At 66.3% G+C, this 26,417-nt stretch carries 20 protein-coding genes; 10 read left to right on the top strand and 10 right to left on the bottom strand.

The window, feature by feature from the left end:
- Positions 1–9 precede the first annotated feature (9 nt).
- The 6 genes from WJ542_RS27580 (at position 10) to WJ542_RS27555 (ending at position 10,624) form a co-directional block, all read left to right on the top strand.
- Positions 10–3,108, top strand: coding sequence for an efflux RND transporter permease subunit (locus WJ542_RS27580; RefSeq protein WP_411192742.1), 3,099 nt, complete (start codon positions 10–12; stop codon positions 3,106–3,108).
- 6 nt (positions 3,109–3,114) lie between these two features.
- A complete protein-coding gene (locus WJ542_RS27575) occupies positions 3,115–6,342 on the top strand; it encodes an efflux RND transporter permease subunit (protein ID WP_411192741.1) in 3,228 nt (1,075 codons plus the stop codon).
- A gap of 2 nt (positions 6,343–6,344) precedes the next feature.
- The gene (locus WJ542_RS27570; RefSeq protein WP_411192740.1) at positions 6,345–7,910 is read left to right on the top strand and encodes an efflux transporter outer membrane subunit; all 1,566 of its coding nucleotides are present in this window, start codon (positions 6,345–6,347) and stop codon (positions 7,908–7,910) included.
- A 185-nt stretch (positions 7,911–8,095) separates the two neighbouring features.
- Positions 8,096–8,524 carry a helix-turn-helix transcriptional regulator gene (locus tag WJ542_RS27565; protein ID WP_411192739.1) on the top strand — a complete coding sequence of 143 codons (429 nt, stop codon included), beginning with the start codon at positions 8,096–8,098 and terminating at the stop codon, positions 8,522–8,524.
- Entirely contained in the window at positions 8,521–9,849 is a 1,329-nt protein-coding gene (locus tag WJ542_RS27560) for a type II toxin-antitoxin system HipA family toxin (protein WP_411192738.1), read from the top strand. Before WJ542_RS27565 ends, WJ542_RS27560 begins: the two co-directional genes overlap by 4 nt.
- A 64-nt stretch (positions 9,850–9,913) precedes the next feature.
- Positions 9,914–10,624: a Crp/Fnr family transcriptional regulator gene (locus WJ542_RS27555; RefSeq protein ID WP_411192737.1), complete on the top strand. Its 711-nt coding sequence runs from the start codon at positions 9,914–9,916 to the stop codon at positions 10,622–10,624.
- 13 nt (positions 10,625–10,637) lie between these two features.
- Here WJ542_RS27555 and WJ542_RS27550 read toward each other — a convergent pair whose 3' ends face one another.
- The 7 genes from WJ542_RS27550 to WJ542_RS27520 form a co-directional block, all read right to left on the bottom strand.
- A complete protein-coding gene (locus WJ542_RS27550) occupies positions 10,638–10,892 on the bottom strand; it encodes a hypothetical protein (RefSeq protein WP_411192736.1) in 255 nt (84 codons plus the stop codon).
- 130 nt (positions 10,893–11,022) lie between these two features.
- Complete coding sequence (locus WJ542_RS27545; RefSeq protein WP_411192735.1) at positions 11,023–12,432, bottom strand: DHA2 family efflux MFS transporter permease subunit; 1,410 nt, start codon at positions 12,430–12,432, stop codon at positions 11,023–11,025.
- Positions 12,429–12,857, bottom strand: a complete 429-nt coding sequence (locus WJ542_RS27540; RefSeq protein ID WP_411192734.1) for a MarR family winged helix-turn-helix transcriptional regulator — start codon at positions 12,855–12,857, stop codon at positions 12,429–12,431. The genes WJ542_RS27545 and WJ542_RS27540 overlap by 4 nt, the downstream gene beginning before the upstream one ends.
- 131 nt (positions 12,858–12,988) lie before the next feature.
- Entirely contained in the window at positions 12,989–14,860 is a 1,872-nt protein-coding gene (locus tag WJ542_RS27535; protein ID WP_411193510.1) for an AI-2E family transporter, read from the bottom strand.
- Between the two features lie 59 nt (positions 14,861–14,919).
- Positions 14,920–15,549, bottom strand: a complete 630-nt coding sequence (locus WJ542_RS27530) for an MlaC/ttg2D family ABC transporter substrate-binding protein (protein WP_411192733.1) — start codon at positions 15,547–15,549, stop codon at positions 14,920–14,922.
- Positions 15,550–15,850: 301 nt separating this feature from the next.
- Positions 15,851–16,237 carry a VOC family protein gene (locus WJ542_RS27525; RefSeq protein WP_411192732.1) on the bottom strand — a complete coding sequence of 129 codons (387 nt, stop codon included), beginning with the start codon at positions 16,235–16,237 and terminating at the stop codon, positions 15,851–15,853.
- A 253-nt stretch (positions 16,238–16,490) separates the two neighbouring features.
- Positions 16,491–17,948: a sigma-54 interaction domain-containing protein gene (locus tag WJ542_RS27520; RefSeq protein ID WP_411192731.1), complete on the bottom strand. Its 1,458-nt coding sequence runs from the start codon at positions 17,946–17,948 to the stop codon at positions 16,491–16,493.
- 347 nt (positions 17,949–18,295) lie between these two features.
- On the opposite strand from WJ542_RS27520, the gene WJ542_RS27515 reads away from it, so the two are divergent.
- Entirely contained in the window at positions 18,296–19,696 is a 1,401-nt protein-coding gene (locus WJ542_RS27515; protein WP_411192730.1) for a GntP family permease, read from the top strand.
- 94 nt (positions 19,697–19,790) lie between these two features.
- On the opposite strand, the gene WJ542_RS27510 is transcribed toward WJ542_RS27515, so the two are convergent.
- The 3 genes from WJ542_RS27510 to WJ542_RS27500 all read right to left on the bottom strand — a co-directional run bounded on the left by WJ542_RS27510 (position 19,791) and on the right by WJ542_RS27500 (position 23,267).
- Complete coding sequence (locus WJ542_RS27510; RefSeq protein ID WP_411192729.1) at positions 19,791–21,281, bottom strand: aldehyde dehydrogenase family protein; 1,491 nt, start codon at positions 21,279–21,281, stop codon at positions 19,791–19,793.
- 11 nt (positions 21,282–21,292) lie between these two features.
- Positions 21,293–22,243, bottom strand: coding sequence for an agmatinase (gene speB / locus WJ542_RS27505; RefSeq protein ID WP_411192728.1), 951 nt, complete (start codon positions 22,241–22,243; stop codon positions 21,293–21,295).
- A 136-nt stretch (positions 22,244–22,379) separates the two neighbouring features.
- On the bottom strand, positions 22,380–23,267 hold the full coding sequence (locus WJ542_RS27500) for a helix-turn-helix transcriptional regulator (protein WP_411192727.1): 888 nt from the start codon (positions 23,265–23,267) through the stop codon (positions 22,380–22,382).
- Between the two features lie 184 nt (positions 23,268–23,451).
- Between WJ542_RS27500 and WJ542_RS27495 the strand changes: the two genes are divergently transcribed.
- From WJ542_RS27495 to WJ542_RS27485, 3 genes are all read left to right on the top strand, one after another.
- A complete protein-coding gene (locus WJ542_RS27495) occupies positions 23,452–23,796 on the top strand; it encodes a cupin domain-containing protein (protein ID WP_411192726.1) in 345 nt (114 codons plus the stop codon).
- A 70-nt stretch (positions 23,797–23,866) separates the two neighbouring features.
- Complete coding sequence (locus WJ542_RS27490; RefSeq protein ID WP_411193508.1) at positions 23,867–25,285, top strand: NAD(P)/FAD-dependent oxidoreductase; 1,419 nt, start codon at positions 23,867–23,869, stop codon at positions 25,283–25,285.
- Between the two features lie 66 nt (positions 25,286–25,351).
- Entirely contained in the window at positions 25,352–26,341 is a 990-nt protein-coding gene (locus WJ542_RS27485) for a LysR family transcriptional regulator (protein WP_411192725.1), read from the top strand.
- Positions 26,342–26,417 lie beyond the last annotated feature (76 nt).

The following is a 26,417-nucleotide window of genomic DNA, read 5'->3' as shown; positions in this document are numbered from 1 at the left end:
GCCGCGCCCATGAATATCTCGCGCCCGTTCATCGAGCGGCCGATCGCCACCGCGCTGTTGATGGTGGCGATTCTGCTCGCCGGCCTGCTCGGCTATCACCTGCTGCCCGTTTCGGCGCTGCCCGAGGTCGATTACCCGACGATCCAGGTCTACACGCAGTACCCCGGCGCCGCGCCCGACGTGGTCAGCTCGTCGATCACCGCGCCGCTCGAAGTGCAGCTCGGCGAAATGGCGGGCCTGAAGTCGATGAACTCGACCAGTTCGAACGGCGTCTCGGTCATCACGCTAGAGTTCGACCTCACGCTCTCGCTCGACGTCGCGGAGCAGGAGGTGCAAGCCGCCATCAATGCGTCGGCGAGCTACCTGCCGGCCAACCTGCCCTACCCGCCCGTCTACAGCAAGGTCAATCCGGCCGACGCGCCGGTGCTCACACTGTCGCTCACGTCCCAAACGCTGCCGCTCACGAAGATCGAAGACCTCGCCGACACGCGCCTCGCGCAGAAGATCTCGCAGATCTCGGGCGTGGGGCTCGTCACGATCAGCGGCGGGCAGCGTCCGGCCGTGCGCGTGGAAACGAACACGGGCATGCTCAACTCGCTCGGCATGTCGCTCGACGACGTGCGCACCGCGCTCGCCGACGCCAACGTGAACCAGGCGAAGGGCAACCTGGACGGCCGCTACCAGTCGTATGCGATCGGCGCCAACGACCAGCTTCAGACCGCTTCGGCCTATACGGACCTCGTGATCGCCTACAAGAACGGCGCGCCCGTCCGCCTCTCGCAGATCGCGCACTCCGTCGACGGCGCCGAGGACGTGCGCCAGGCCGCGTGGACCAACGACACGCCCTCGATCGTGCTCAACATCCAGCGCCAGCCGGGCGCGAACGTGATCGACGTGGTGGACCGCGTGCAAAAGCTGCTGCCGCAGTTGCGCGCAAGCTTGCCGGGCACGCTGAAGGTCGACGTGCTGACCGACCGCACGCAGACTATCCGCGCCTCGGTGCGCGACGTCGAGTACGAGCTCGGCATGGCCGTCGCGCTCGTGGTGATGGTGATCTTCCTGTTCCTGCGCAAGCTCGCGGCCACCCTCATTCCGGCCGTGACGGTCCCGCTCTCGCTGATCGGCACGCTCGCGGTGGCCTACGGCCTCGACTTCTCGCTCAACAATCTCACGCTGATGTCGCTCACCGTGGCCACGGGCTTCGTGGTGGACGACGCGATCGTGATGATCGAGAACATCACGCGCTACCTCGAAATGGGCGAAACGCCGCTCAATGCAGCGCTGAAGGGAGCCAAACAGATAGGATTCACGATCATTTCGCTTTCGGTCTCGCTGATTGCCGTGATGATTCCGCTCCTCTTCATGGGCGACGTGGTCGGGCGGCTCTTTCGCGAGTTCGCGCTCACGCTCGCCATCGCCATCGTGATCTCGGCATTCGTCTCGCTCACGCTCACGCCGATGATGTGCTCGCGCATGTTCAAGCCGCACGACGCCGCACACGGCGCGGAGCACCATGCGGACTTCTTCGACAAGATCAACGCGCAGTACGTCAAGGGACTCGGCTGGGTGCTGGAGCACCGCGTGCTCACGCTGATCTCGGTGGCCGTGACGGCGGCGCTCACCTTCGCGATCCTGTTCTTCATGCCGAAGGGCTTCTTTCCCGAGCAGGACACGGGCCTTATCGAAGGGATCTCCCAGGCCTCGCCGGGCATTTCGTTCCAGTACATGGTGAAGAAGCAGGAACAGCTCGTTGGCCAGATCCTCAAGGATCCGGCGGTGGAAAGTCTCTCCTCGTTCATCGGCATCAACCAGACGAGCCCGACGCTGAACCAGGGAACCATCCTCATCAACCTGAAGGACAAGGGCGATCGCGACAGCAGCGCCGCCGTGATCCGCCGCCTCTCGGATTCGACCGCGGGCGACGCCGGCATGCGCCTCTTCCTGCACCCCGTGCAGGATCTCACGCTCGACGACACGCTCTCGACCACGAGCTACCGCGTCGGCCTCCAGGCGACCGACACGGACGTGCTCAACGAATGGACCGGCAAGCTGATCGCGGCGCTGCGCGCGGACCCCGCGTTCGCCGACGTGCAAAGCCAGGCCATGCAGCAGGGCAACCAGATCCAGCTGACCTTCGACCGCGACACCGCTTCGCGCCTCGGCATCACGCCCCAGGCGATCGACGACGTGCTGTACGACGCCTACGGCCAGCGCCAGGTCTCGACGATCTATACGCAGCTGAACCAGTACCACGTCGTGCTCGCGGCCAACCGCGAATCGAGCGACATGACCCACCTGCTCGACGGCCTCTACGTCGATACGGCCTCGGGCGGCGTCGCGCCGCTCGCCACGATGGCGACCATGAAGCTCATCCCCTCGCCCGTCACGATCAACCGCCAGGGCCAGTTCCCCTACGCGGACGTGTCGTTCAACCTGGCGCCGGGCTACACGCTCGGCACGGCGCTCTCGCACCTTTCCGGCATCGAGAAGCGCATCGGCCTGCCGGCCACGGTGCAGGCGTCGCTCGAAGGCTCGGCGGCCACCTTCCAGGCCTCGCTCGCGAACGAAGCCTTCCTCGTGGCAGCGGCCATCATCGTCGTGTATCTGATGCTCGGCATTCTGTACGAGAGCTTCATCCATCCGGTGACGATCCTCTCCACACTGCCCTCGGCCGCGCTCGGCGCGCTCGCCGCGCTCGTCGTCACCGGCACGCAGTTCGACATCATCGGCCTGATCGGCATCGTGCTGCTGATCGGCATCGTGATGAAGAACGCGATCATGATGATCGACTTCGCGCTCGAACTGGAGCGCAACGAAAAGCTCGCGCCCGTCGAGGCGATCCGCCGCGCCGCCGAGCTGCGCTTCCGGCCGATCCTGATGACCACCATGGCGTCGCTGTTCGGCGCCGTGCCGCTCGCGTTCGGCACCGGCATGGGCTCGGAGCTGCGGCATCCGCTCGGCATCGCGATCATCGGCGGCCTGATCGTGAGCCAGCTGCTCACGCTCTTTTCGACGCCCGTGATGTATCTCGCGCTGCATCGCGTCGAGGACTTCTTCAGCAAGAACGCGCCCGGCGCAGCCGGCGCAACCGGTGCGGCGGCGGAGTAACCGGCAATGAACCTCTCAGAACCGTTCATTCGCCGGCCCGTCGCGACCACGCTGATCGCCGTGGGCATCGCGCTCTTCGGCATGCTCGCGTTCAAGCTGCTGCCCGTGGCGCCGCTGCCCGAGATCGACTTTCCGACCATCAACGTAACGGCGCACCTGCCGGGCGCCGATCCGGAGACGGTGGCGACCTCGGTGGCCACGCCGCTCGAACGCCAGTTCGGCCAGATCGCCGGCATCACGCAGATGACCTCGGTGAGCTCGCTCGGCGCGACGCGCATCACGATGCAGTTCGACCTGAACCGCAACATCGACGGCGCCGCGCGCGACGTGCAGGCCGCCATCAACGCCGCGCGCACGAACCTGCCCGCGAACCTCGACGGCAACCCGACCTATCGCAAGGTCAACCCTGCCGACGCGCCCATTCTCATCATCAGCCTCACCTCCGATTCGGCCACGCGCGGGCAGCTCTACGACGCCGCCTCCACGGTGCTGCAGCAAAAGCTGCTGCAAACGCCGGGCGTGGGCGACGTGACCGTGGGCGGCGGCGCGCTGCCCGCCGTGCGCATCGAGCTGAACCCCGACCGCGTGAGCCACTACGGCGTGAGCCTCGAGCAGATCCGCACGGCAATCGCGAACTCCAACACCGACCTGCCGAAGGGCTCGGCGGCATTGAGCGGGGTGGCCTACACGATCGGCGCCAACGACATGCTGTACAACCCGGCCGACTACGCGCCGATCATCGTCAAGCAGGTCGGCAACGACGTCGTGCACATCTCGGACCTGGGCTACGTGCGCCAGGACGTGGAAAATCTGGAGAACTACGGACTTTCGGACGGCAAGCCCGCCGTGCTGCTGATCGTCTACAAGGAGCCGGGCGCGAACGTCATCGACACCGTGGACAACGTGAAGGCCGCGCTGCCGTTCCTCGAAGCGTCGATCCTGCCCACCATCCGGCTCAACATCCTGATGGACCGCACGGTCACGATCCGCGCCTCGCTGCTCGACGTGGAGATCACGCTGGCCGTTTCGATCCTGCTCGTCACGCTGGTGACTTTCGCCTTTTTCCGCAGTTGGCGCACGACGCTCGTGCCAGCCATCGTCGTGCCGCTCTCGCTGCTCGGCACGTTCGGCATCATGTACTTCCTCGGCTTCAGCCTGAACAACCTCTCGCTGATGGCGCTCACCATCTCGACGGGCTTCGTGGTGGACGACGCGATCGTCGTGGTCGAGAACATCATGCGCCACCTGGAGCGCGGCGAACGGCCCGTGCAGGCCGCGCTGAACGGCGCGCGCGAAGTGGGCTTCACGGTGCTCACGATCAGCGTGTCGCTCGTCGCCGTGTTCATTCCGCTCCTGCTGATGGGCGGCATTGTCGGGCGGCTGTTCCGCGAGTTCTCGGTGTCGCTCTCCGCCGCGATCATCATGTCGATGCTCATCTCGCTCACGGTCACGCCCATGCTCTCCAGCGTGGCCCTGCACGGCGCGCACGAAGGGCACCGCGAAGAGGAGTACCCCGACTCGCGCTTTCACCGCTTCTACGCGCGCACGCTCGGCTGGGTGATCCGCCATCCGCTCCTGATGGGCATCGTCACGATCCTCGTGCTCGCGCTCAACGTGATGCTCTATGTGGTCGTGCCCAAGGGCTTCTTTCCGCAGGAGGACACGGGACGCCTGATCGGCTCGATCCAGGCCTCGCAGAGCATCTCGTACCGGCTCATGCAGCAGAAGTTCACGGCCATCTCGAAGCAGGTGCTCGCCAATCCGAACGTGCAGGCCGTGGGCGGCTTCATCGGCGGCACCAACGCGATCAACACGGCGATCCTGTTCGTGACGCTCAAGCCGCTCGGCGTGCGCCACGCGACGGCCGACGAGGTCATCGCGCAGATCCGCCGCACGCTGGGCGACATTCCGGGCGCGCGGCTCTATCTGCAGTCGGCCCAGGACATCACGGTGGGCGGCCGGCAAAGCGCGGCGCAATACCAGTACACGCTGACCGCCGACGACCAGGACGACCTCGACAAGTGGGTGCCGAAGGTGGTCGCGCTGATGCACAAGATCCCGATTCTCCAGGACGTCAACACGGACCAGCAGGACAACAGCATGCAGGCGACCGTGAATGTGAACCGCGATGCGGCGGGACGCCTCGGCGTGAACTTCGACTCGATCGACAACGCGCTCTACGACGCGTTCGGCCAGCGCCAGGTCTCGACGATCTACAAGTCGGCCAACCAATATCACGTGGTGATGGAACTCGCGCCCGAGTATTGGACCGACCCCGCCGCGCTCAAGGGCATCTACGTGCCGGCCGGCGCACCGAGCGCGGGCGGCGCCGGCTCGGGCGGCAGCGGCAGCCCGGCGGGCGCGAGCGTCATGACCTCGGCCAGCGAGACCGCCGCGCTCGCCGCGGCGGCTTCGGCCGCCGCCGCGGCCGGCCCCGCCAGCACGACCGTCACGCCCGCCACGGCCGTGCTTTCGAGCGGCGAGCCGCTCGTGCCGCTCGCCGCGATGGCGCATTTCTCGATCGACCGCACGGCGATCTCGATCAATCACCAGGGCGTCTTCCCGGCCGTCACGGCGTCGTTCAACCTCGCGCCCGGCGCCTCGATCGGCGCGGCCACGCGCGAGGTCGACGACGCCGTCTCCCAGTTGCGCATGCCCGCCAGCATCACCGGCAATTTCGCGGGCACCGCGCAGGTGTTCCAGCAGTCGGTGTCGAGCGAGCCGCTCCTGATCGTGGCCGCGCTGCTCTCCGTGTACATCGTGCTCGGCATGCTCTACGAGAACCTGATGCACCCGCTCACGATCCTCTCGACGCTGCCCTCGGCCGGCGTGGGCGCGCTGATCGCGCTGATCGCCACGCATACGGAGCTTTCGATCATCGCGCTCGTCGGCGTGATCCTGCTGATCGGCATCGTGAAGAAGAACGCGATCATGATGATCGACTTCGCCATTACCGAAGAGCGCCAGCACAAGCTGCCCGCCGAAGAGGCCATCACGCGCGCATGCCTGATCCGCTTCCGGCCGATCATGATGACGACGAGCGCCGCGATACTCGGCGCGCTGCCGCTCGTGTTCGGCTCGGGCTACGGGTCGGAATTCCGCAAGCCGCTCGGCATCTCGATCATCGGCGGCCTCATCTTCAGCCAGATGCTCACGCTCTATACGACGCCCGTCATCTATCTGTGGCTCGACCGGGCCTATCAACGCTTGCGTCGCCGCAAGAAGGAAGCATGACCATGACTACGCCGTCATTCTTCGCGCAGTCTCTCTTCACTACGCTGTCGCGCCCGCGCGCCGCGCGCCCCGCCCTGCGCCGCTGCGCGGCCGCGCTCGCGCTCCTGTGGCTCGCGGGCTGTGCCGTCGGCCCGGACTACCACAAGCCCACGACCGAGATTCCGGCCACCTTCAAGGAAGGCGTGGACTGGCAGCGCGCCGACGCGAATCCGCAGGGATCGCTCTCCAGCAGTTGGTGGACCGTCTACGACGACCCGAAGCTGACCCAGCTCGTCGAGCAGTCGCTCAAGGCCAACCAGTCCATCGTCGCGGCCGAGGCAGCCTACCGGCTCGCGCAGGCCACCGTCGACGCCAGCGTGGCGAGCCTCTTTCCGGTCGTCACGGCGGGGCTCTCGGCCACGCGCAGCGGCACAGGCCCGGGCGCCGCCACGGGCGGCGTGAGCCCGACAACGGGCAGCACGATCGTGGGCGTGCACAACGCCGTGAGCGCAAACGTCGCCGCGAGCTGGGAACCCGACCTGTGGGGGCAGATACGCCGCGAGATCGAATCGAGCAAGGCCAGCGCACAGGCCTCGGACGCCCAGCTCGCAGGCGAGCGCCTTTCGATCGCCGCGAGCGTCGTGGACGACTACTTCGCGCTGCGCCAGGCCGATATCGACATCGCTTCACTCAAGACGCAGCGGGACATCGAGGCGCGCCTGCTCGACATCACGCGGTCGGCCTATTCCCAGGGCACGGCTTCGAACGACGACGTGCTCGCCGCGCAGGACGCGCTCGAACTCGTGTTGGCCGAGCTGCAGACCACCGAGACCTCGCGCGAGCAGGACGAGCACGCCATTGCCATGCTGGTCGGCGTGCCGCCCGCGAGCTTCACGCTCGCGCCGCAGCAGGATTACGCGTTCGGCACGCCGGCCGTGCCGCTCTCGCTGCCGTCGCAGTTGCTTGAGCGGCGGCCCGACGTGGTGAGCGCCGAGCGCTCGGCGGAAGCGGCCAACGCGAAGATCGGCGTGGCCGAAGCGGCGTTTTTCCCGGCGCTGGACCTGAGCGCGCAGGGCGGCTTCGAGCACAACACGTTCGCGCATCTGTTCTCGCTGCCAAGCCGCGTGTGGACGCTCGGCCCGGACCTTGCCGCGACGATCTTCGATGGCGGCGCGCGCACGGCTGCCGTGCACGAGGCGCAGGCAAGCTACGACGAGGCCGTGGCCAACTATCGGCAGGCCGTGCTGGGCGCGTTCCAGAACGTCGAGGACAGCCTGTCCTCGTGGAACCATCTCGCGCAGCAGGAAACGGCCTACGCGAACATCTACCAGCGCAACCAAGCGTTGTTCGCGAGCGTGGAGGCGCAGATGAGCGCCGGCACGGCCAGCGAGGCAGGCCTGCTGACGCAGCAGCTCACGCTGCTGCAGGCTGAACAGAACGTGAAGGACACCCAGGCGCAACTGGTGCAAAGCAGCGTGGCGCTGATCAGGAATCTGGGCGGCGGCTGGCAGTGGGATGAGCGCCGGGGCGCGGCAGTGGCGGCCGACGGTCCCGGCAGCGCCGGGCACGAGGCGCAACAGGTGCAATAGCATCACGGGCAGGGCGCCGCGAACAGACGCGGGCGCCCTGCCCGGCAACACCGGCTGAAAATCCGGAATCCGGTTTTACAGTCTAAACCCTGTATTTTCCATTTACAGCTTATACGTTGTATTTTGAATTTACAGCCTGCAGGCTGTATCATCCGGATAGCGATCCCCGCGCCCTGGAGATCCCCGTGGACTATCCGATCAAGACCCTCAGCCAGTTGCGCCCCATTCTCGTGGGCTTCCGCAAGGAGGCTGGCCTCACCCAGGAGGCCATCGCCCGGCGTCTCGGCATCTCGCAGCAGAGCTACGCCGCCTTCGAAGCCAATCCGGAGACGGCAAGCGTCGAGCGGCTCTTTCGCGTGCTGAGGCAGTTCGATGCCGCGATCAGGCTCGGCGCGCCCGAACCCTCCGAACGATCCGCGCCATCGACCGGTCCCGCCACGCCGCCCGCCCGCATGCAGGCTCGCGCCGGCCGGAAAGAGGCCGACGCCGCCAGCCAGCCCGCGCCCGCGAAAACGGCGTCGTCCCCCTCGCGCAAGCGCCGCAGCCCGTCGGCGGCCGGCAGCGGCACGCCACGCGCGCAGCGCCCGGCCGGCAAGACACGGGAGGACTGGTGAGCACGCGCCGCCCAGCGAACCGCCTCGACCTCTGGATGAACGGACTGCCTGTCGGGTATTGGGAAAACGTCCGCGGCGCCGAGCGTCTCGTGTACCTGGAGAGCTGGATCGGCGACGAGCAGGGCCGCCCGCTCTCCCTTTCGCTGCCCTTCACGCCCGGCAACCAGCCCTACCGGGGCCGGATCGTCTCCGACTACTTCGACAACCTGCTTCCGGACAGCGACCGGATCCGCAGGCGGATCGCCGTCCGCTACCGGACCGGCGGGACCTCCCCGTTCGAACTGCTCGCGGCACTGGGGCGCGACTGCGTGGGCGCACTGCAGATACTCCCCGCCGGAGAAGAGCCCACGGGACTCACGCGCATCAAGGGGCGCCCGCTCGGCGAGTCCGACATTGCAGCACTCCTCAGGGAAACAACGGCCGCCCCGCACGCGGGCGAGCCCGAATCCGCGGACAACCTGCGCCTCTCCATTGCCGGCGCCCAGGAAAAGACCGCGCTGCTCCACCACGGCGGTCAATGGCTGCTGCCCGAAGGCAGCACGCCCACCACCCACATCCTGAAGCTGCCGCTCGGTCTCGTGGGCAACATGCGCGCCGACATGCGCACGTCGGTGGAAAACGAATGGCTGTGCTCGAAGATCATCGCCGCCTTCGGCCTGCCCGTCGCGCACTGCGACATCGCCCGCTTCGACGACGCCAAGGCGCTCGTGGTCGAGCGATTCGACCGGCGCCTGGCGAGCGACGGCAGATGGATCGTCAGGCTTCCTCAGGAATACCTGTGCCAGACAACGGGCACGCCTGGACTCGGCAAGTACGAGGCCGACGGCGGCCCCGGCATCGAAGGCGTGATGGCCGTGCTCGACGGGTCCGCGCGCGCAGCGGACGACCGCCACGACTTTTTCCTCTCGCAGATCGTCTTCTGGCTGCTTGCGGCAACCGACGGCCACGCCAAGAATTTCAGCATTGCCCTGCTCTCGGGCGGCCGGTATGTCTCGACGCCGCTCTACGACGTTCTTTCGGCCCACCCCATCGTGGGACGCGGCCGCAACCATATCGCCCCGCAACGCGTCAGTCTCGCGATGGCGGTGCGCGGCCGGAACCGGCACTACCGCATCGACGAGATCGCTCCGCGGCACTGGATCGCCCAAGGCCAGCGAGTGGGGTTCGCCGCCGGGGAAATCGGGCAGATGATCGCGCGCGTGGCGGCGGACACGCCCGGCGTCATCGAAGCTGTTTCGGCGCAGATTCCCGCCGACTTTCCCGAAGACATAGCCGAGGCGATCTTCTCAGGCATGCGCAGGCTCGCGGCGCGGCTCCATTCGTGAGCGGACCGACGCCGCTTACAATCTGCCGGATAGACGACAACCCACACGATCACGCGATTCGCCGATGAATGCGCCGCAACGCTACCGCCCGCAACTGGAAACGACCGGCTGGTTCCACGGCCTGCCGGCCGGGCTCAAGGACTGGCTGATCGCCCACGGCTCGCTCATGACGCTCGACAAGGGGCAACGGCTCTATCGCTACGGCGACCGGTCGAACGGGCTCTATGCGGTGCTGGGCGGCGGGCTCACCATCGGCACGGTCGGGGCCGACGGCAAGGAAGCACTCCTCGCCGTGCTCGGCCCCACGGCCTGGATCGGCGAGATTTCGCTGTTCGACGGCCTGCCGCGGCCGCACGATGCAACGGCCGCCAGCCGCACCCTGCTCATGCACGTGCCCGAAGCAGCGCTGCTCACCCTGTTGGAAACGACACCCGCGTATTGGCGCGACTTCGCGCTGCTGATGGCGCAGCGGTTGCGCCTCTCGTTCGCGAACACCGAAGACATGACGCTGCTGCCCGCCGCGCAGCGGCTCGCGAGCCGGCTGCTCTCGATCGCGGGCGGCTACGGCGGCCTGCACGAGCGCGGCGAGCGCATCCGGCTCTCGCAGGAGCGTCTCGCCTCGATGGTGTCGCTGTCGCGGCAAACCACCAACCAGTTGCTCAAGAAGCTGGAGAGTCAGGGGATCGTGGCCCTGAAGTCCGGGGAGATCGCGATCCTCGACTTTGCGAGGCTTGGTGCCGCAAGCCGCGGCGAAGGCGATTCCGATACTGCGTAGCCGCTCAAGCCGCTCAGAGGCCCACGGCAAAACGGTCGAACGTGACGGCTTCGCTGGCGCGAGGCAAGGCCGCATCGAGCCTGCCCACGGCCTCCAGCAGCCGGCGGCCGGCCCTCGTCAGCGACAGGCGGCGGTCGCCGCCGGAACGCGATTCGAACGAAACCAGGCGGCGTTCGAGCAAGGTGCCGAGTTCGGTGCGATTCATGTCGATCTGGTCCGGCGAATGACGGACCAGCATCAGCGTGGCAAATTCGTGCGGGCTCAACATCGGGTCGTCTCCCAGTAACAGTCATGCCGCAACCAGGGGCACAGGGCCGTGTATGTTCGGGGAGAAATGTGACAGACGCATGAATGTCACAAAAAATTCGTGCCGCGACCCACGGCGTTCGATCCGCCTCTCAGGCCTCCGCCATGCGCCGGATTCGCCCCGGCAGCAGCAGCGCCGCGCCGAATGCCAGCAGATGCAGTCCGGCGAGCGCCACGAAGACCGGAAGATAGGACTCCGAACGCGCGCTGCCCGGGTGCTGCGTCGCCAGCGAGACGACCACGGCCAACAAGGTGGTCGCGACGGGTCCGCCCAGTCGTTGCGCGATGTTCAATGCCGTGTTCGCCACCGGAATCCGCGCTTTGGGAATCGAGGCATACGCGGCCGATATGGCCGGTATGCTGATCGTGCCCTGCCCCACACCCGCCGCGAACAGGCCAATCACGGCCCACACCGCCGAGAAGCCCTGCCCGGCCATCCACGCGAACGCGACCGTGCCGAGCAACGCCAGCCATGCTCCGCCCGCCGCGACTGCACGACAGCCGAATTTGTCGCTCAGGAATCCGAGCGTAGGGAACGAGCACATCATGCCCACGCCCGTCACCGCAACGAGCCAGCCCGCCTGCGAGGCGGCCAGCCCGCAGCCCGCTATCAGGTAGAGCGGCACGGCAAGCTGACGGCCATACAGGATGGCGTTGGCAAAAAACTGCGTGAACGCGGCAATGGAGAAAATCCGGTCCGCGAAGACCCGCACGTCGATCAGCGCCGTGCCGCCCTTGCGCACCGAATGCCACAGGAATCCCGCCAGCAACGCCGCGCCGGTGAACAGGAGCCACAGTCCTTCGGGATGCGAAGCATTTTGCAGCCCGTCAATGAGTGCGACGAGACCCGGCGAGATCAGCGCGAAACCGGTGAAATCGAACGGACGCTTCTGCAAGGCGCCGCTATCGCCGGGCAGCAGCGACGCCGCCAGCACGACACCCAGCAGGCCGACCGGTACGTTCAGATAGAAGAGCCACGACCACGTTGCGTGGGCAAGGATCGCACCGGCCAGGACCGGGCCCACAATGGGAGCGAGCAGTATGGGCAGGCTCGCGTAACCCATCACGCGCGCCATGTTCTTCCCCGCCGCCCGCGCGATCATCATCTGCGTCATGGGCGCCAGAATGCCGCCGATCAGCCCCTGGAATACTCGCGCCCCGGTCAGCTCCGCGATGGTTCGCGATGCACCGCATAGCACCGACGCCACGGTGAACATCGAAAAGCAGATCATGTAGAGCCGCTTTGCGCCGATGCGGTCGACCAGCCAGCCGTTGAGCGGCAGCATGAGCGTCATGGCCAGCAGATAGCCGCTCACGATCCACTGCACGGTCGCGACGGGCGAATCGAAAACGTGGGCAATCGTCGAGAGCGAGACGTTGACAACCGTCGAATCGAGTTGCGCCATGAACGGCCCGATCGTGGCGACCATCGCCACCTTCCAGACCGTCCAGTCGACCGCGGCAGCGTCGGCCGCCCTGGCCCGCTTGCCTGCCCCGCTCACGACCCGGCTATCCGGCGCATGATCGCGGCGGCCTTGAAGAGCGTCTCGCGTTCGCCGGCATCGAGTTCCGCGATCGCCTCCGAAAGCCATACCTGCTTCGCCTCGCGCGTCTTCTTGCGCAACTGTACGCCTTTCGGTGTCAGTTCGATCAGCATCTGGCGGCCATCGGTCTCGTGCGGGGTGCGCCTCACGAGACCCATTTCCTCCAGGGCCGCGACGGTCGTTCCCATCGACTGCGGCCTCATGCCTTCGGCGCGCGCCAGCGCCGCCGTGGTGGCCGGGCCCTCGCCGGCAAGACGCGACATGACGACGGACTCCGTCATGGAGAGTTCGTCCGCATGCGCTTCGCTGCGGGTACGCCGCACGAGCAGACCGATCGCCTGGATCAGTTCGAGAACGGCCTCTTCGAATGCCTTGGTACGCATAATTTCCGGAACGGTATGGAAAGGGATACCGGAAGCATGCCGGAAGCCAGCCAAACTTACAAGGCAAACTTGCAAGTTTGGCTGACTTGATTTCGCAGCGATGCCGCAGTGATACCGTAGTGACGCCTTTTTCAGCCCGTCCTCGTGGGCCGCTCCTCGCCCGCCTGCCCCGCCGCGCATTCCTCCACGAGATCGCGCAACGTCGCCGCAAGGCGCGCCCCCGGATCGTCGACGATCACGGGCCCCTCCTCGCGCCGCAGCGTGCCCACGCCCACGAGAATTTGCGCACGCGCGGTGCGCTCGCACAGCCGTCGCACGAGGTTGCGCAGATAGGGCGGCGCCTCCGGCGTGTCGAGCGACACCACGCAGATCACGGGCGTAGCGTCCGGATCCACCATGCCCGCGCGCGTGCTGCGCACCTGCTCGTAGCTCGTCGTCACGCACGGCACGCCGCGCCGCGCAAGCAACTGCGACACGACGGCCGCGACGACGTCGTCGAACGCCCCGCGGCCCGGCACGCACAGCACGGGATGGCCCTCGCCGCGCGTCGATGCGGCGCTTTCGGCACCCGGTCCTTCCGGCGGGAAATGGCGCGAGTCGTCCACGGATTCGAGGTCTTCGACGATGTCGAGCAGTGCCTGGTTGATGCGCGCCAACTGTTCGGCGGGCAGCACGCCTCGCAAGGCGTCGTTGCGCGCGAAGCGCAGCCCCTCGAACACGACCTGCTCGTAGTAGTCGATCAGCGGCATCTCCGTGAGCAGGCGATCTGCCTGCAGCAGCGCCTCATGCGGGTCGTCGGCGAGCAGACGCTGGTAGCAGGTCTGCGCCGGCGTGAGCGCGGGCTGGTCGCCCAGCAGGATGGTCAGGAAGTTGAGGCGGTCCACATAGCGGCCGAGCGTGACGATGCACAGCGTGAGCGGCGTGGAAAGCACGAGCCCGACGGGTCCCCAGAGCCAGGTCCAGAAGATCGCCGCCACCACCACCGCCAGCGGCGAGAGCCCCGAGCGGCGCCCGTAGAGCATAGGCTCCGCGAACTGCCCGGCCACGACATCGACGACGATGAAGAGGATCAGCGTCGACACGGCCATGGTCCATTGCGGCTGGATTGCGGCAGCTAGGACGGTGGCAAGCACCGCCGCGATCCAGATGCCGATGTAGGGCACGAAGCGCAACAGTGCCGCCATGGCCGCGAACAGCAAGGCACCCGGCACGCCGATACCCGCGAGCCCGACGGCAATGACCGCGCCCACCGAAACGTTCACGCCCAGTTGCGCGACGAAGTAGCGCGACAAACGCTGGGAGGCGTCGTTGATGGCCGTCGTGGTGCGATGCAGGTCCTCCGAGCCGAACACGCTGATCAGCCGGTCGCGCAGGTCCTCGCGCTGCAACAGGATGAAGATCGTCACCACCAGCACGATGAAGCCGGTTTCGAGCGGCCCGACGATCGGCGACAAGGCCCGCTGCGCGAGTTCCATGGGCGTGGGCGCGGGCGTATGAACCTCCACGGGCATCGGCACCGCGGGCGCGTTGCGTGCGGCCCGGCCGCGCGGCGGCGGCAGCGCGGGCGGGGGCGTCGGCGTGATGCGCTGCAGCGCGGTCGCGGTACGCGCCATGAGACTGTCGGCACGGCCCACGGTCTTTTCGTGGACCGTCTCCACTTTCTGTTCGATCGCCTCCTGGTATTGCGGGAGATCGGCGGCAAGCTGAACGATCTGCGCGGCGATCAGCGCGCCGGTGCCCGCCAGGGCGAGCACCGTGGCGAGAACCGCGAGGAAGATCGACAGGAACTGCCCGAGGTGCAGGCGGCGCAGCGCCGTCACGAGCGGCGCGAGCAGGAAGCTCAGCAGGACCGAAAGCGTGATGGGTATCAGCACCTCCCGCCCGAAATACAGCCCACACACCACGACCACGCCAGTGATCACGGACGCGAGACCGTGCAGCGTGGGCGAACTCGGCGGAAAAACACGGTTGCGCCGGCCATGCGGCGGCAAGGGAAAATTCATGTCGTAGCGAGGCGGTTTCATGGGGCGGCCCGGCGGACCGTTTGCGGGATCATGGAGGCTCATGACTTGCCCGGCGAGAGTTCCTGGTTGCGCGAAGCGAGGAACTGGATCAGGCCGTCGATGCCGCCTTCCTGGATCTTCTCGCTGAACTGCGCCCGGTAGGTCTGGATGAGCCACGCACCCAGCACGTTCAGGTCGTAGAGCCGCCAGCCCTGCGGGGTCTTGTACAGCCGGTAGTCGATCTCGACGGGCTTGCCGCTCGTTTGCGCCAGTGTGCGCACGACGGCGTCGGTATCGCCGGGCGCGGTGCGCATGGGCAGATATTCGATCTGCTGGTCGGGCGTGAGCTGTGCGAGCGCGCCCGAATACAGATGGATCAGCAGCAACTGGAACTGCGTGACGAGCTGCTCCTGCTGCTCCGGGGTGGCCGTGCGCCAGTAGCGCCCCATCGAGAGCCGCGTCGTGCGGCGGAAGTCCACGTAGGGCAGGATATCGCGGTCCACGATGCTGCGGATGCGGGCAATGTCGTCCGGTGCGATCGCCTGGGTCCGCACCTCGTCCAGCACTTGCTGGGTCGCGGTCTTGATGAGCGCCTGCGGATCGGACTGGTCGACGGCGCTCTCGGCCAGCGCCGGCGCGGCAGGCGCCAGCGAGACCAGCAGCACGAAAACGAGGAATAGCCTTTTCATTGAAATCTCGCAGGTGGGCCGCGCCGCTGGGGCCGCAGGGGGGGCCGCGCCGTCCTGGCCGGATCTCGCGGGCCGGGTCGCCAAAGACGCATGCGCGCCATGCCGGTCAGTCTATCGGTTCGGGGCGTGGAAGGTCGGAATGCTGCAGGGTCGGCGCCGCGCATCGTTCAATCTTGCACTGAAACATCATTTTGAAGCAAATCGCATACCAGTGCGCGACGGGGCCGCGCCGCCGGATTCCGGCCCGGCAGGGCGCCCCAATCCGGTCGCTATGCGCTTGTAAAAATTTCAGCGCCGGCAATCACGCCTCGAACGTGCCGCGATATTCCGGTGCGGCGTCCCGCCTCGTGTTGATCTCGAACATCACGCCGCCCGGCGCCCGGCAGAAGAAGCGCGAGCCGCGTCCGTTGTTGAAGACCTCCGTCTCCATCTCCACGCCCTCTTCCCTGAATCGTTCGTACAACTCTTGAACAGCTTCGAAACTCGGTAGCTCGAACCCGGCATGGAAGGCGCGAGGCCATGCGGGCGCATCGCCTTCGGCGTGGTCGATCACCACGTCGAAGCCCGGACGCTTGAGGATATACGAACGCTCCCACGTTCCAGAGATCGAGAAGCCCAGGTAGCGCTCGAAGAATGCAGCCGTGGCAGCCGTATCGGCAGAAGGAAAGCTCAAGTGATTGAGTTTCATGCTCTTGATGTCATCAGTCATCGTCGTTCTCACGTAATGCGGCAAAGGCCCCATGCCCTCGCCAACCGACGACATCAGAATATAAGCAAAAGCTCGCATTCCTCAACTCGCATTGCGAACTGGGAGACGAACCGTCCAACCTCAATCAGGACAAGGGTTTCGGCGTGCCGCTAACCTGCCGGCGCACACGTTGCTCGTTTTCAGGCGGCGGCGCGCACTGCCTGAAAGCCGTATTTGGCCCGGAGGAACCCGATCAGATTTCGATGCCGAGCGCGACGATACGCCGGTAGAGCGTTGCGCGCGCCATGCCGATTCGCGTGGCGGCCTGCGCAACGTGGCCGCCAGCCGCGCGCAAGGCATCGATCAGGAAGCGCCGCTCGAACTCGCGCATGGCGTCGCCATAGCTCGACGTTTCGATGCCTTCGCTCCCGCCGTTCACGAGTGCAGGCCCACCGCCGCCCCGCGCGACACCCTCGCCGCCACCGTCGCCGATGAAGCTCGCAAGCGAACGGCCATCAATACATTCGTTCTCCGAAAACAACACCGCACGCTCCAGGGTATTGCGCAGTTCGCGCACGTTGCCGGGCCACGCATACGAGCACAGCAGCGCCAGCGCATCGCGGTCCAGTTCGAGATGCCCCGCGCCGGTCTCGACGGTGAGCTTGTCGAGGATCGCGGAAGCGATGGCCTCGATATCGGTCAGGCGCTCGCGCAGCGGCGGCACGCGGATCGTCAGCACGTTGAGGCGGTAATAGAGGTCAGCCCGGAACCTGCCCTGCGCCACGAGCGCGGGCAGGTCGGCCGAGGTAGCGGCAATGATGCGCACGTCGGCGCGAACGATGCGATTCGAGCCGAGCGGCTCGAACTCCTGCTCCTGCAGCACGCGCAGCAGCTTGCCCTGCAGGGCGAACGGCATGTCGCCGATTTCGTCGAGAAAGAGCGTACCGCCGCTCGCCAGCTCGAATTTGCCGATACGCCCCTTGCGGTCCGCGCCCGTGTACGCGCCCGCTTCGGCGCCGAAAAATTCCAGTTCCAGCAAGGTTTCGGGAATGGCCGCGACGTTGACCGTCACGAGCGGCCCGTCGGCACGCCCCGAAGCGCCGTGTATTGCATGGGCAAGCAGCTCCTTGCCGGTGCCCGTCTCGCCCAGCAGCAGGACCGGCGAGGCCAGGCGCGCCGCGCGGCGCGCCTGCCGCTTGACCTCCAGACTGACCGCGCTCGTGCCGATGAGGCTCGAGAAGCTGTACTTGGGGCGGCGCACCTGCGCGAGCGAGTGCCGCGTGCTGATCAGCTCGGCGCGCAGGCGCGCGTACTGGCTCACGAGCGGCGACAGGCCCTTGATCTCGTTGAACAGGACGAAGCCCACCGCGCCGATCGTCTCGCCGTCGTCGTCCTTGATCGGCAGGCGCGTGACGACGATCGAGTCGCGGTCGGTTTCGAGAATGTCGAGCAGGATCGGCTCACCGGTCTGCACGACCTCGCGCATCATGCTGTTCGGAATGACCGCCTCGCAGTCGAGGCCGATGACGGCCTGCGGATCGTCGAAACCGAAACGCGCGGCGTAATCGCGGTTGATCCAGACGACCCGCGCATTGCGGTCGACGATCACGGTCCCTTCGCTGAAATTTTCGAGAGTCTTGAAGAGCGACTGCATCGCCAGCCGCCTCACGTGGTCGTAGTCGGCAAGCAGTGCGGGGGGGGCGAGTTCCATCCAGTGTTCCGTAGGGTGCGGGCCCGGTACAGGCCTTGATTCTCATTTTCGGGACGCATTATCCCAGAAGCGAGATCACGGCGCAGGCAGGCATGCGCGCGCTGCCAGAGACGGTAGTCGGCTACGATCTGCCCTCACGTCTCAAATTTGGGACGCACAGGCGCCGTGCGAAGCCAGCAAGGCTCCGCGGCATGCCCCCGGAACCCGCCGGCACACCGGTGAGCCGCTTGCAGCAAGGCCGGCCACCAACTGGCATACTCCGTGCTTAAAGCCGACGTCGCGCACAACCGCCGCGCGATCGCATGACGCGCAGACCCCGCGCGCACAAACAAACCCCTGGAGACAAGATGTCCTTTGTAATTGTGATCGCCGCTCTGGCGTTCCTGATGCTGGTGGCCTACCGCGGCTACAGCGTCATTCTCTTCGCCCCCATCGCCGCGATGGGCGCCGTTCTGCTGACCGATCCCGCCGCCGTCGCGCCCGTTTTCTCGGGCATCTTCATGGACAAGATGGTCGGCTTCGTGAAACTCTACTTTCCGGTGTTCCTGCTCGGCGCCGTCTTCGGCAAGGTCATCGAACTCTCGGGCTTTTCCGAAGCGATCGTTGCGGCAGCCATCCGGTACATCGGCCGTTCGCGCGCCAATGCCGTGATCGTCGCCGTGTGCGCGCTGCTGACCTACGGCGGCGTCTCGCTCTTCGTCGTGGTCTTCGCCGTCTATCCGTTCGCGGCCGAACTCTATCGCCAGAGCAACATTCCGAAGCGGCTGATGCCCGGCGCGATCGCACTCGGCGCCTTTACGTTCACGATGGATTCCCTACCCGGCACGCCGCAGATCCAGAACATCATCCCCACCACGTTCTTCAAGACCACCGCATGGGCCGCGCCCGTGCTCGGCACCATCGGTTCGCTCTTCATCATCGTGGTGGGCCTCGCGTATCTCGAGTGGCGCCGCCGTGCGGCCATGGCGAAGGGCGAAGGCTATGGCACCTCGCTCGTGAACGAGCCGGAGCACGTGCAGACGACCGACCTGCCGAATCCCGTGCTCGCCATCGCGCCGCTCGTGCTCGTGGGCGTGGCGAACTTCGCGCTCACCAAACTCATTCCGCAGTGGTACGGCGCCAGCTACACCGTTTCGCCCGACGTGCTGCCTGGCGTCCACACGCCCGTGAGCGTGCCCGTGAAGAGCGTGGTGGCAATCTGGGCCGTGGAAGGCGCGCTTTTGCTCGGCGTGCTGCTCGTCATCGTGACGGCGTTCGGCCGCGTGAAGGAGCGCTTTGCGGCCGGCACCAAGACCGCCGTGGCAGGCGCGCTGCTTGCCACGCTCAACACGGCTTCCGAGTATGGCTTCGGCGGCGTGATCGCGGCGCTGCCGGGCTTTCTCGTCGTCGCCAACGCACTCAAGGCCATCCCGAACCCGCTCGTCAACGCGGCCGTTTCGGTATCGGCGCTCGCGGGCATCACCGGCTCGGCGTCGGGCGGCATGAGCATCGCGCTCGCCGCCATGTCGGACACCTTCATCAAGACCGCGCAGACCATGCACATTCCGCTGGAAGTGCTGCACCGCGTGGTGGCCATGGCGAGCGGCGGTATGGATACGCTCCCGCACAACGGCGCCGTCATCACGCTGCTCGCCGTGACGGGGCTCACGCATCGCGAGTCGTATCGTGACATCTTCGCAGTCACGATCATCAAGACGCTTGCCGTTTTCTTCGTGATCGCCGTGTACTATACGACCGGGCTTGTTTGAGGGATTGGGATCGTGTGCCGGTCTCCGTCCTGGCGGGACCGGCACACGCAGCACATTGCGCGCGGGGTTACGCGCCAATGTGCAATCCTGAACGTCAGGGCGTTACGACCTGAATGGCGTGCCGCAGCTCCTGGAAGCTGCGCAAGCCCGCAAGACCCAGCTCCCGCCCGATGCCGCTCAAGCCGAATCCGCCCCACGACACCTGCGGATAGATGAGCTGCGGCGTATTCACCCACACGAGTCCCGCACGCAAGGCACGCCGATAGCGTTGCGCCATCTCTTCGCTGCGCGTGACGACCGTCGCGACCAGACCATAGCGCGTGTCGTTGGCGAGCGCGATGGCTTCGGCGTCGGTGCGAAACGACTTGACGCATGCGACAGGGCCGAAAATCTCGTCGGTCCACAAGACGTTATCGGCCGGCGGCTCGGCAATCACGACCGGCGCCATGAAGAAGCCGTCGCCGGCATCCTCCATGCTTTGCCCCTGGAATGCGACCTGCGCACCGCTGCGGATGCCGGCCTCGACGAGCGACTGGACGCGTGCGCGCTGCGCCGCTGAAATGAGCGGCCCCATCCCCACACCCTGCGTTCCCGGTGGCGCGACAACCAGCGCGTTCACCGCCGTTTCGAACGCCGCCATGAACTTGCGGTACAGGCTGTCGTGCACGAGGATGCGCGCGGTAGCCGAGCACATCTGCCCGGCGTTCGCGAACGCGCCGCCTACCGCGAGCGAGACGGCCAGGTCGACGTCGGTATCCTCGCGCACGATCAACGCGGATTTGCCGCCCAGTTCGAGCGTCACGCGCTTCATGTCCTCTGCGGCGGCGCGCATCACATGCTTGCCGGCGGCCGTACTGCCGGTAAACGAAATCTTGTCGACGAGCGGATGCCGCGTGAGCAGCGCGCCCACCTCGGCGCCGCCGTTCACGACATTGAGCACGCCCTCGGGCACGCCGGCCTCGGCGAGCAGGTCCACGAGCGCGTGCTCCGTGGGCGAGGTGAGCTCCGAAGGCTTGAGCACGACCGTGCAGCCGGCCGCGAGCGCGGGAGCCAGCTTCCACGCCGTCGTCACCATCGGGAAATTCCATGGCACGATCAGCGCGGCCACGCCGACGGGATCGTGAAAGCGCTCTGCCGCCACATCGGCACCCGGAAGCGGCACCGACTCGGCCTGGAACGCGGCAGCCTGCGTACAAAGTTCGGCATACCAGGCAAAAGTCGCTGCAACGTCGCTCACGTCGGTCGAGGCCTCCCCAGGAGGCTTGCCGCTCACGCGCATCTGCAGCACGGCCAGTTCGTCGCGCCGGGCCTCGACAAGATCGGCGACCTTGCGCAGGATTGCGCCGCGCTGCGCCGGCGTGGTGTCGCGCCAGCCGACAAAGGCCTCGCTCGCCGCGCGTACGGCCCCGTCGATCTGCGCGGCGCTCGCGCTCTCCTGCCAGCCTATCGTGGCGCCAGTCGAAGCATTGCAGACCGCACTGCGGCCTTCGGCGCCGCTCGCATACGCCGCCCGTCCGGCAATACGGGCGGCAGGCAGCACGGGCAATTCGCCCGCGCTGCCGTCGAACCATTCGATCCTGTTCATCGCATGCGCCCTCAACGATAGTGAACGCCAGGCATTATGCAGAGCATCTCGTAGGCGAGATTCGCGCCCACGAGTGCCGTCGTGCTCGCCTGGTCATAAGGCGGCGAGACCTCCACGAGATCCGCGCCGACCACATTGAGTCCCTTCATGCCGCGCACGATCTCCAGCCCTTGCTGCACGGTCAGGCCACCCACCTCGGGCGTGCCCGTGCCCGGCGCGAAGGCGGGATCGAGCCCGTCGATGTCGAAGCTCAGATAGACGGGCGTATCGCCCACGCGCGCGCGCACCTCTTCCATCAGCGGCGCGAGCGAGCGGTTCCAGCAGGCCTCGGCCTGCACCACCGTGAAGCCCTGCGCGCGGCACCAGTCGAAGTCGTCGGCGTGATAGCCGGTGCCGCGCAGGCCGATCTGGGTGACCTTGTCGCATTGCAGCAGCCCGTCTTCCACGGCGCGGCGAAACGGCGTGCCGTGGGCGATCTTCTCGCCGAACATGGTGTCGTTGACATCGGCGTGCGCGTCCACGTGCACGACGGCCACCTTGCCGTACTTCTTGTGCAGCGCGCGCAGGATCGGCCACGCGATCGTGTGATCGCCGCCGAGCGTGATGGGGCGGCAGCCGTTGGCGACGATGCGGTCGTAGGCGGCTTCGATCAGGCGGATCGAATCCTTGAGGTCGTAGGGATTGGTGGCGACGTCGCCGATATCGGCCACCTGCAGCGAATCGAACGGCGCCGCGCGCGTCGCCATGTTGTACGGGCGAAGCAGTACGGACTCCGTACGGATCTGGCGCGGACCGAAGCGGGCGCCGGAGCGGTTCGAGGTGCCGATATCGAGCGGCACGCCAACGAAGCAGGCGTCGAGTCCCTCGGTGGTGGCCGCGTGCGGCAGCCGCATCATCGTGGCGATGCCGCCAAAGCGCGGCATGTCGTTGCCGCCGAGCGGCTGGTTGAATTCGTGCGTCATGGCGCCGGTCTCCTCATCGGTGAAAACGATCGAGCCGATGATAAGTGGAGAACGTGCGCGCAAAAATTCCAAAGACGCGGTGTTTACATCGAAGTTATCGATGTAAACACCGCGTCCTTTCCGCGAAAGCGAGGGATTACCCTGGGATCGTGTCAGGCTGCGTAAGGCCCGCCGTGGCGCGAATGCCGCCCTGCTCGCAAGCCGCGGTCACTCGCGCCACGAGTTCGCGCTTGTTGCCCACGCCGAGTTTCGCAAACGCGCGCTTCGCATAGGACTCCACCGAAGCGTGCCGCACGCCGAGAATCTCCGCGGTTTCAGGCAGGGTCTTGCCGGAGATGAAGTGCTTGCAGGCCTCGTACTCGCGTTTCGACAGACGAATGCCGCCGGCCGCGACCATGGCGTCGAAGCGGGTCAACGGTACGTCGGTGGATTTTCTCTGCGCAACGAGCCTTGCCGCTGTCGTGGACGCGTGCAACTCCAGCGCGGGAAAGAGAAAGTCGCTGACGCAACGAAACTGCCGCATCTCTTCGAGCGAAAAGGGCGGGCGGTCCAGCGACCGTTCGAGCGCGATCGAAAGCTGGGCAAAACGCGTACCGCGGGCCAGCACGCATTCGTGCCCGATCGAAACGTCGTCGTAAATACGCTTGCGGAATTCGCCGGGAGGAATCGCCTCGATGTCGCGCACCACGAGCAAGGTGCCGATCTTGCCGCGTATGCCTGCGAAAAGGGGATCGTTGGCCTGGAAGCGCTCGTAGTAGAGCGTCATGACCTCCGAAATCTCCGTGTCGGCCCGTTCGATACCACTGCTGCCTATCCATTCGCAGCGATAGCCCGACGGCATCGTATCGTCCACGCGCGAGCGCTCCACGTGTGCGACGTCGATTGGAATCACGCTATTGAGGAACCTGGCCAATTGGGGCACGAAATCAGGTGTGCCGATGACCTCGACCATATCGCCCATCGACTTGAACGTAACGGGAAGAGGATCGGTGTTTTTACTGGAGGGGGAAGTATTTAGCAGCATGCCGTTCTACCTTTGGCAGTTCCCGCCAGTATAGCAGCGCCTTTCGCGCGGTTGGACCGCTCCGCCGAAAGCGGGGCGCCCTCGCGATAAAAGCCACTTTGCCCCCCCGAATCCGGGGCATACCGGGCAAGCCGGAATCGATAACTTCCTGCTTACCTTATCGACGGTTGAGTGAGACATAAAAATGAGCAAGCTGATTCAGGACATCGTATTGCTGGGCGCAGGCGAAGGCGAATTCACCAGGCTGGAATTCGGCATGGACGAAATCGACTGGCGCGGCGCGGCGGGCGAAACCCGCAACTACGTAGCCGGCTGGTGGGAAGGCAAGGTCGGTTCCGTCGACTTCCCCGAAACGAGCGCCGACGAAGCGGTCTGGCTGACCGAAGGGCGCATTGCGCTGACCGACGTTGCCGGCAACCGCAAGGAATTCAGCGCCGGCCAGGGCTACCTGCTGCCCGCCGGCTTCGCCGGTCGCTGGGAAACGCTCGAAGACGCCAAGAAGTTCTACGTCGTGCTCGAACGCGCGTAACTTTGCGCCGCGGCGCGCCACTATCAGAAAGATCATGAGTGAAATCATGGAGAGGAGAACGGCGGCAAAGATGGCCGCCCGGGACCGGCGCGCGCCGGTGACGCCGGACGTCGAAGCTGCGCTTGCGAACGCGAAGCTCTCCCCGTATTGGCTCGACAATCCGGCTGCGCCCGCTGCCGAGCCGGCACTGACCGGCGAAACGAAAGCGGACCTGCTCATCGTCGGCGGCGGCTTCACGGGCCTGTGGGCAGCGGTGCAAGCGAAGGAACTGATGCCCGAACTGGACGTCGTGGTGATCGAGGCGAACCTCGTGGCCCACGGCGCCTCGGGACGCGCCGGCGGCATCATCTCCACCTCGGTGATGCACGGCCTGCCCAACGCGGTACGCGTGTTTCCCAACGATATCGACCAGCTCGAACAGTTCGGGCAGCACAACCTCGATGGTTTCGAGGCTACACTCAAGCGCTACGGCATCGATGCGGACATCGAATGGAACGGCGAAATGACCGTGGCCGTCGATCCCGATCATGTGGAACATCTGCGCGCCGACTACGAGCTTCACAAGAGCCACGGACACGACGTGACGCTGCTCGGCCGCGAAGCAACCCGGGCACAGCTCGATTCGCCGCTTTTTGCCGGTGCGCTGTGGTCGCGCAATCGCAGCGGCATCGTGCATCCCGCGAAGCTCGCTTGGGGCCTCAAGCGCGCCGCGCTCTCGCTGGGCGTTCGCCTTTACGAGCACACGCCCCTCGAAACCGTCGCCGACGAAGGCGGCACGGTGTACGTGACGACGCCCAGGGGGGGCGTGCGCGCGCCGCGCGTGCTGTTCGGCAGCGGCACGGCCAAAGTGGGCGTGTCCGACATCAACCGCCGCGTGATGCAGGTGCGCGACCACGTGCTGGCCACCGAGCCGCTCACCGACGAACAGCTCGCGCGCATCGGCTGGACGAATCGCCAGGGTATCTACGACACGCGCACCCAGCTCAACTACTTCCGCCTGACCCGCACCAACAGCATCATCTTCGGCGGGCTCGTGAGTTACCACTTCGACGGCAATCCGGATCCGCAACAGGATCGCCAGCGCGAAACATATACGCGGCTCGCGCAGGCGTTCTACAAGACGTTTCCGCAGCTCGCCGACGTGCGCTTTTCGCATGCGTGGGGCGGACCGATCGATTATTGCTCGCGCGGTTCTGTCTTCGCGAAGCGCTACCTGGGCGGCAAGGGCGTGTTCGTCGCGGGCTACACGGGCTTCGGCGTGGCCGCGAGCCGGTTCGGCGCCTTCATGGGCCTGAACATCCTCTTCGATCGCAACAGCCCTGAACGCAAGCTCGATATCGCCAACCAGAGTCCGACGTGGATCCCGCCGGAACCGTTCCGCTGGATAGGCGCAAAGATCACCTTCCACGCGTTCGACGGCGCGGATGCGGAAGGCGGCTGGAAGCGCGCGTGGATCAACGGGCTGAAGTCCATGGGCTTCCCGATGTAAGCGGTCGACGGCCTGCGCGCACCGGTTGCGTAGCGCCAGGCAGTCCGAATTGCAGGATGCGTCACGATGTTTTCGAATACCTCTGACCTCGATTTGCGGCTGATCCGCGTGTTCCTGGCGGTCGTGGACGCCCGCGGAATCACGGCAGCCGAAGCCTCGCTCGGCGTGCGCCAGTCGACGATCAGCACGCAGCTCTCCGTGCTCGAAGCACGCGTGGGCTTCAAGCTTTGCGAGCGGGGACGCGGCGGCTTTCGGCTGACCTCGAAGGGCGAGCGCTTCGCCGCGACGGCTCGCGAACTGATGGGCGCCACGAGCGAATTCGTGGCGCGCGTACGCGAGATCGACCGCAAGCTCGTGGGCACGCTGTCGATCGGCCTGATCGGCCACGCGCCGCTCGTCGAAAACGCGCGGGTGGCCGAAGCCATAGGCGCATTCCAGCAGCGCGACCAGGCGGTAAGCATTTCGATGAAGGTGAAATCGCCCCAGGAGCTGGAGGAAGGGCTCATCAATCGCCAACTGGATCTCGCTATCGGCTACTTCTGGCATCGTGCGCCCGGGCTCGTCTATCAGCCGCTCTTCACCGAAAGACAGGTCATTTACTGCGGCCGCGGGCATCCGCTCTTTCATGCGAAAGCGCCGGTCACCGCGGAAGACCTGAGGGGCAGCAATTGGGTATGGCGCAGCTACCCAATACCGGAAGAGCAGACGGGGTTCGCGGAGCGCCGCGTGACGGCGCACGCGGACAGCATCGAGGCAGCGACGATCCTGATCATGTCGGGCGGCTATGTCGGCTACCTCCCTGCCCACCACGCAGCCCCGTTCGAGCAGAGAGGGCTTATCCGGGCACTCGGCAAGGCGGAATTCAGCTTCGATGTGCCGCTGCATCTCGTCACGAGGCGTAGCGCGGCGGCAAGGCCGATTGTCGACGCGTTTGTCGAAGATCTGCTCGACGTTTATGGACAAGGCGCCGATGCCTGTCATCGGTCCGATCGAGTGGTCGCGAGGTCGGTCTCGACAGCGAGTTCCGACGAGGACGAACCGGTGCTGAGCGGGTAGCAGCGGGTAGCAGCGGGTAGCGGCAGCATCGGGCCTCGCGATAGCGTAGCCCCAATGAAAAAATCCGACGCCGCGC

This window comes from Paraburkholderia yinzeri (genome assembly GCF_046581065.1).
In the GTDB taxonomy this organism is placed as follows: Bacteria; Pseudomonadota; Gammaproteobacteria; order Burkholderiales; family Burkholderiaceae; genus Paraburkholderia.
The sequence above is the reverse complement of the archived record's forward strand: the minus strand, read 5'-3'. Positions and strand labels throughout refer to the sequence as shown.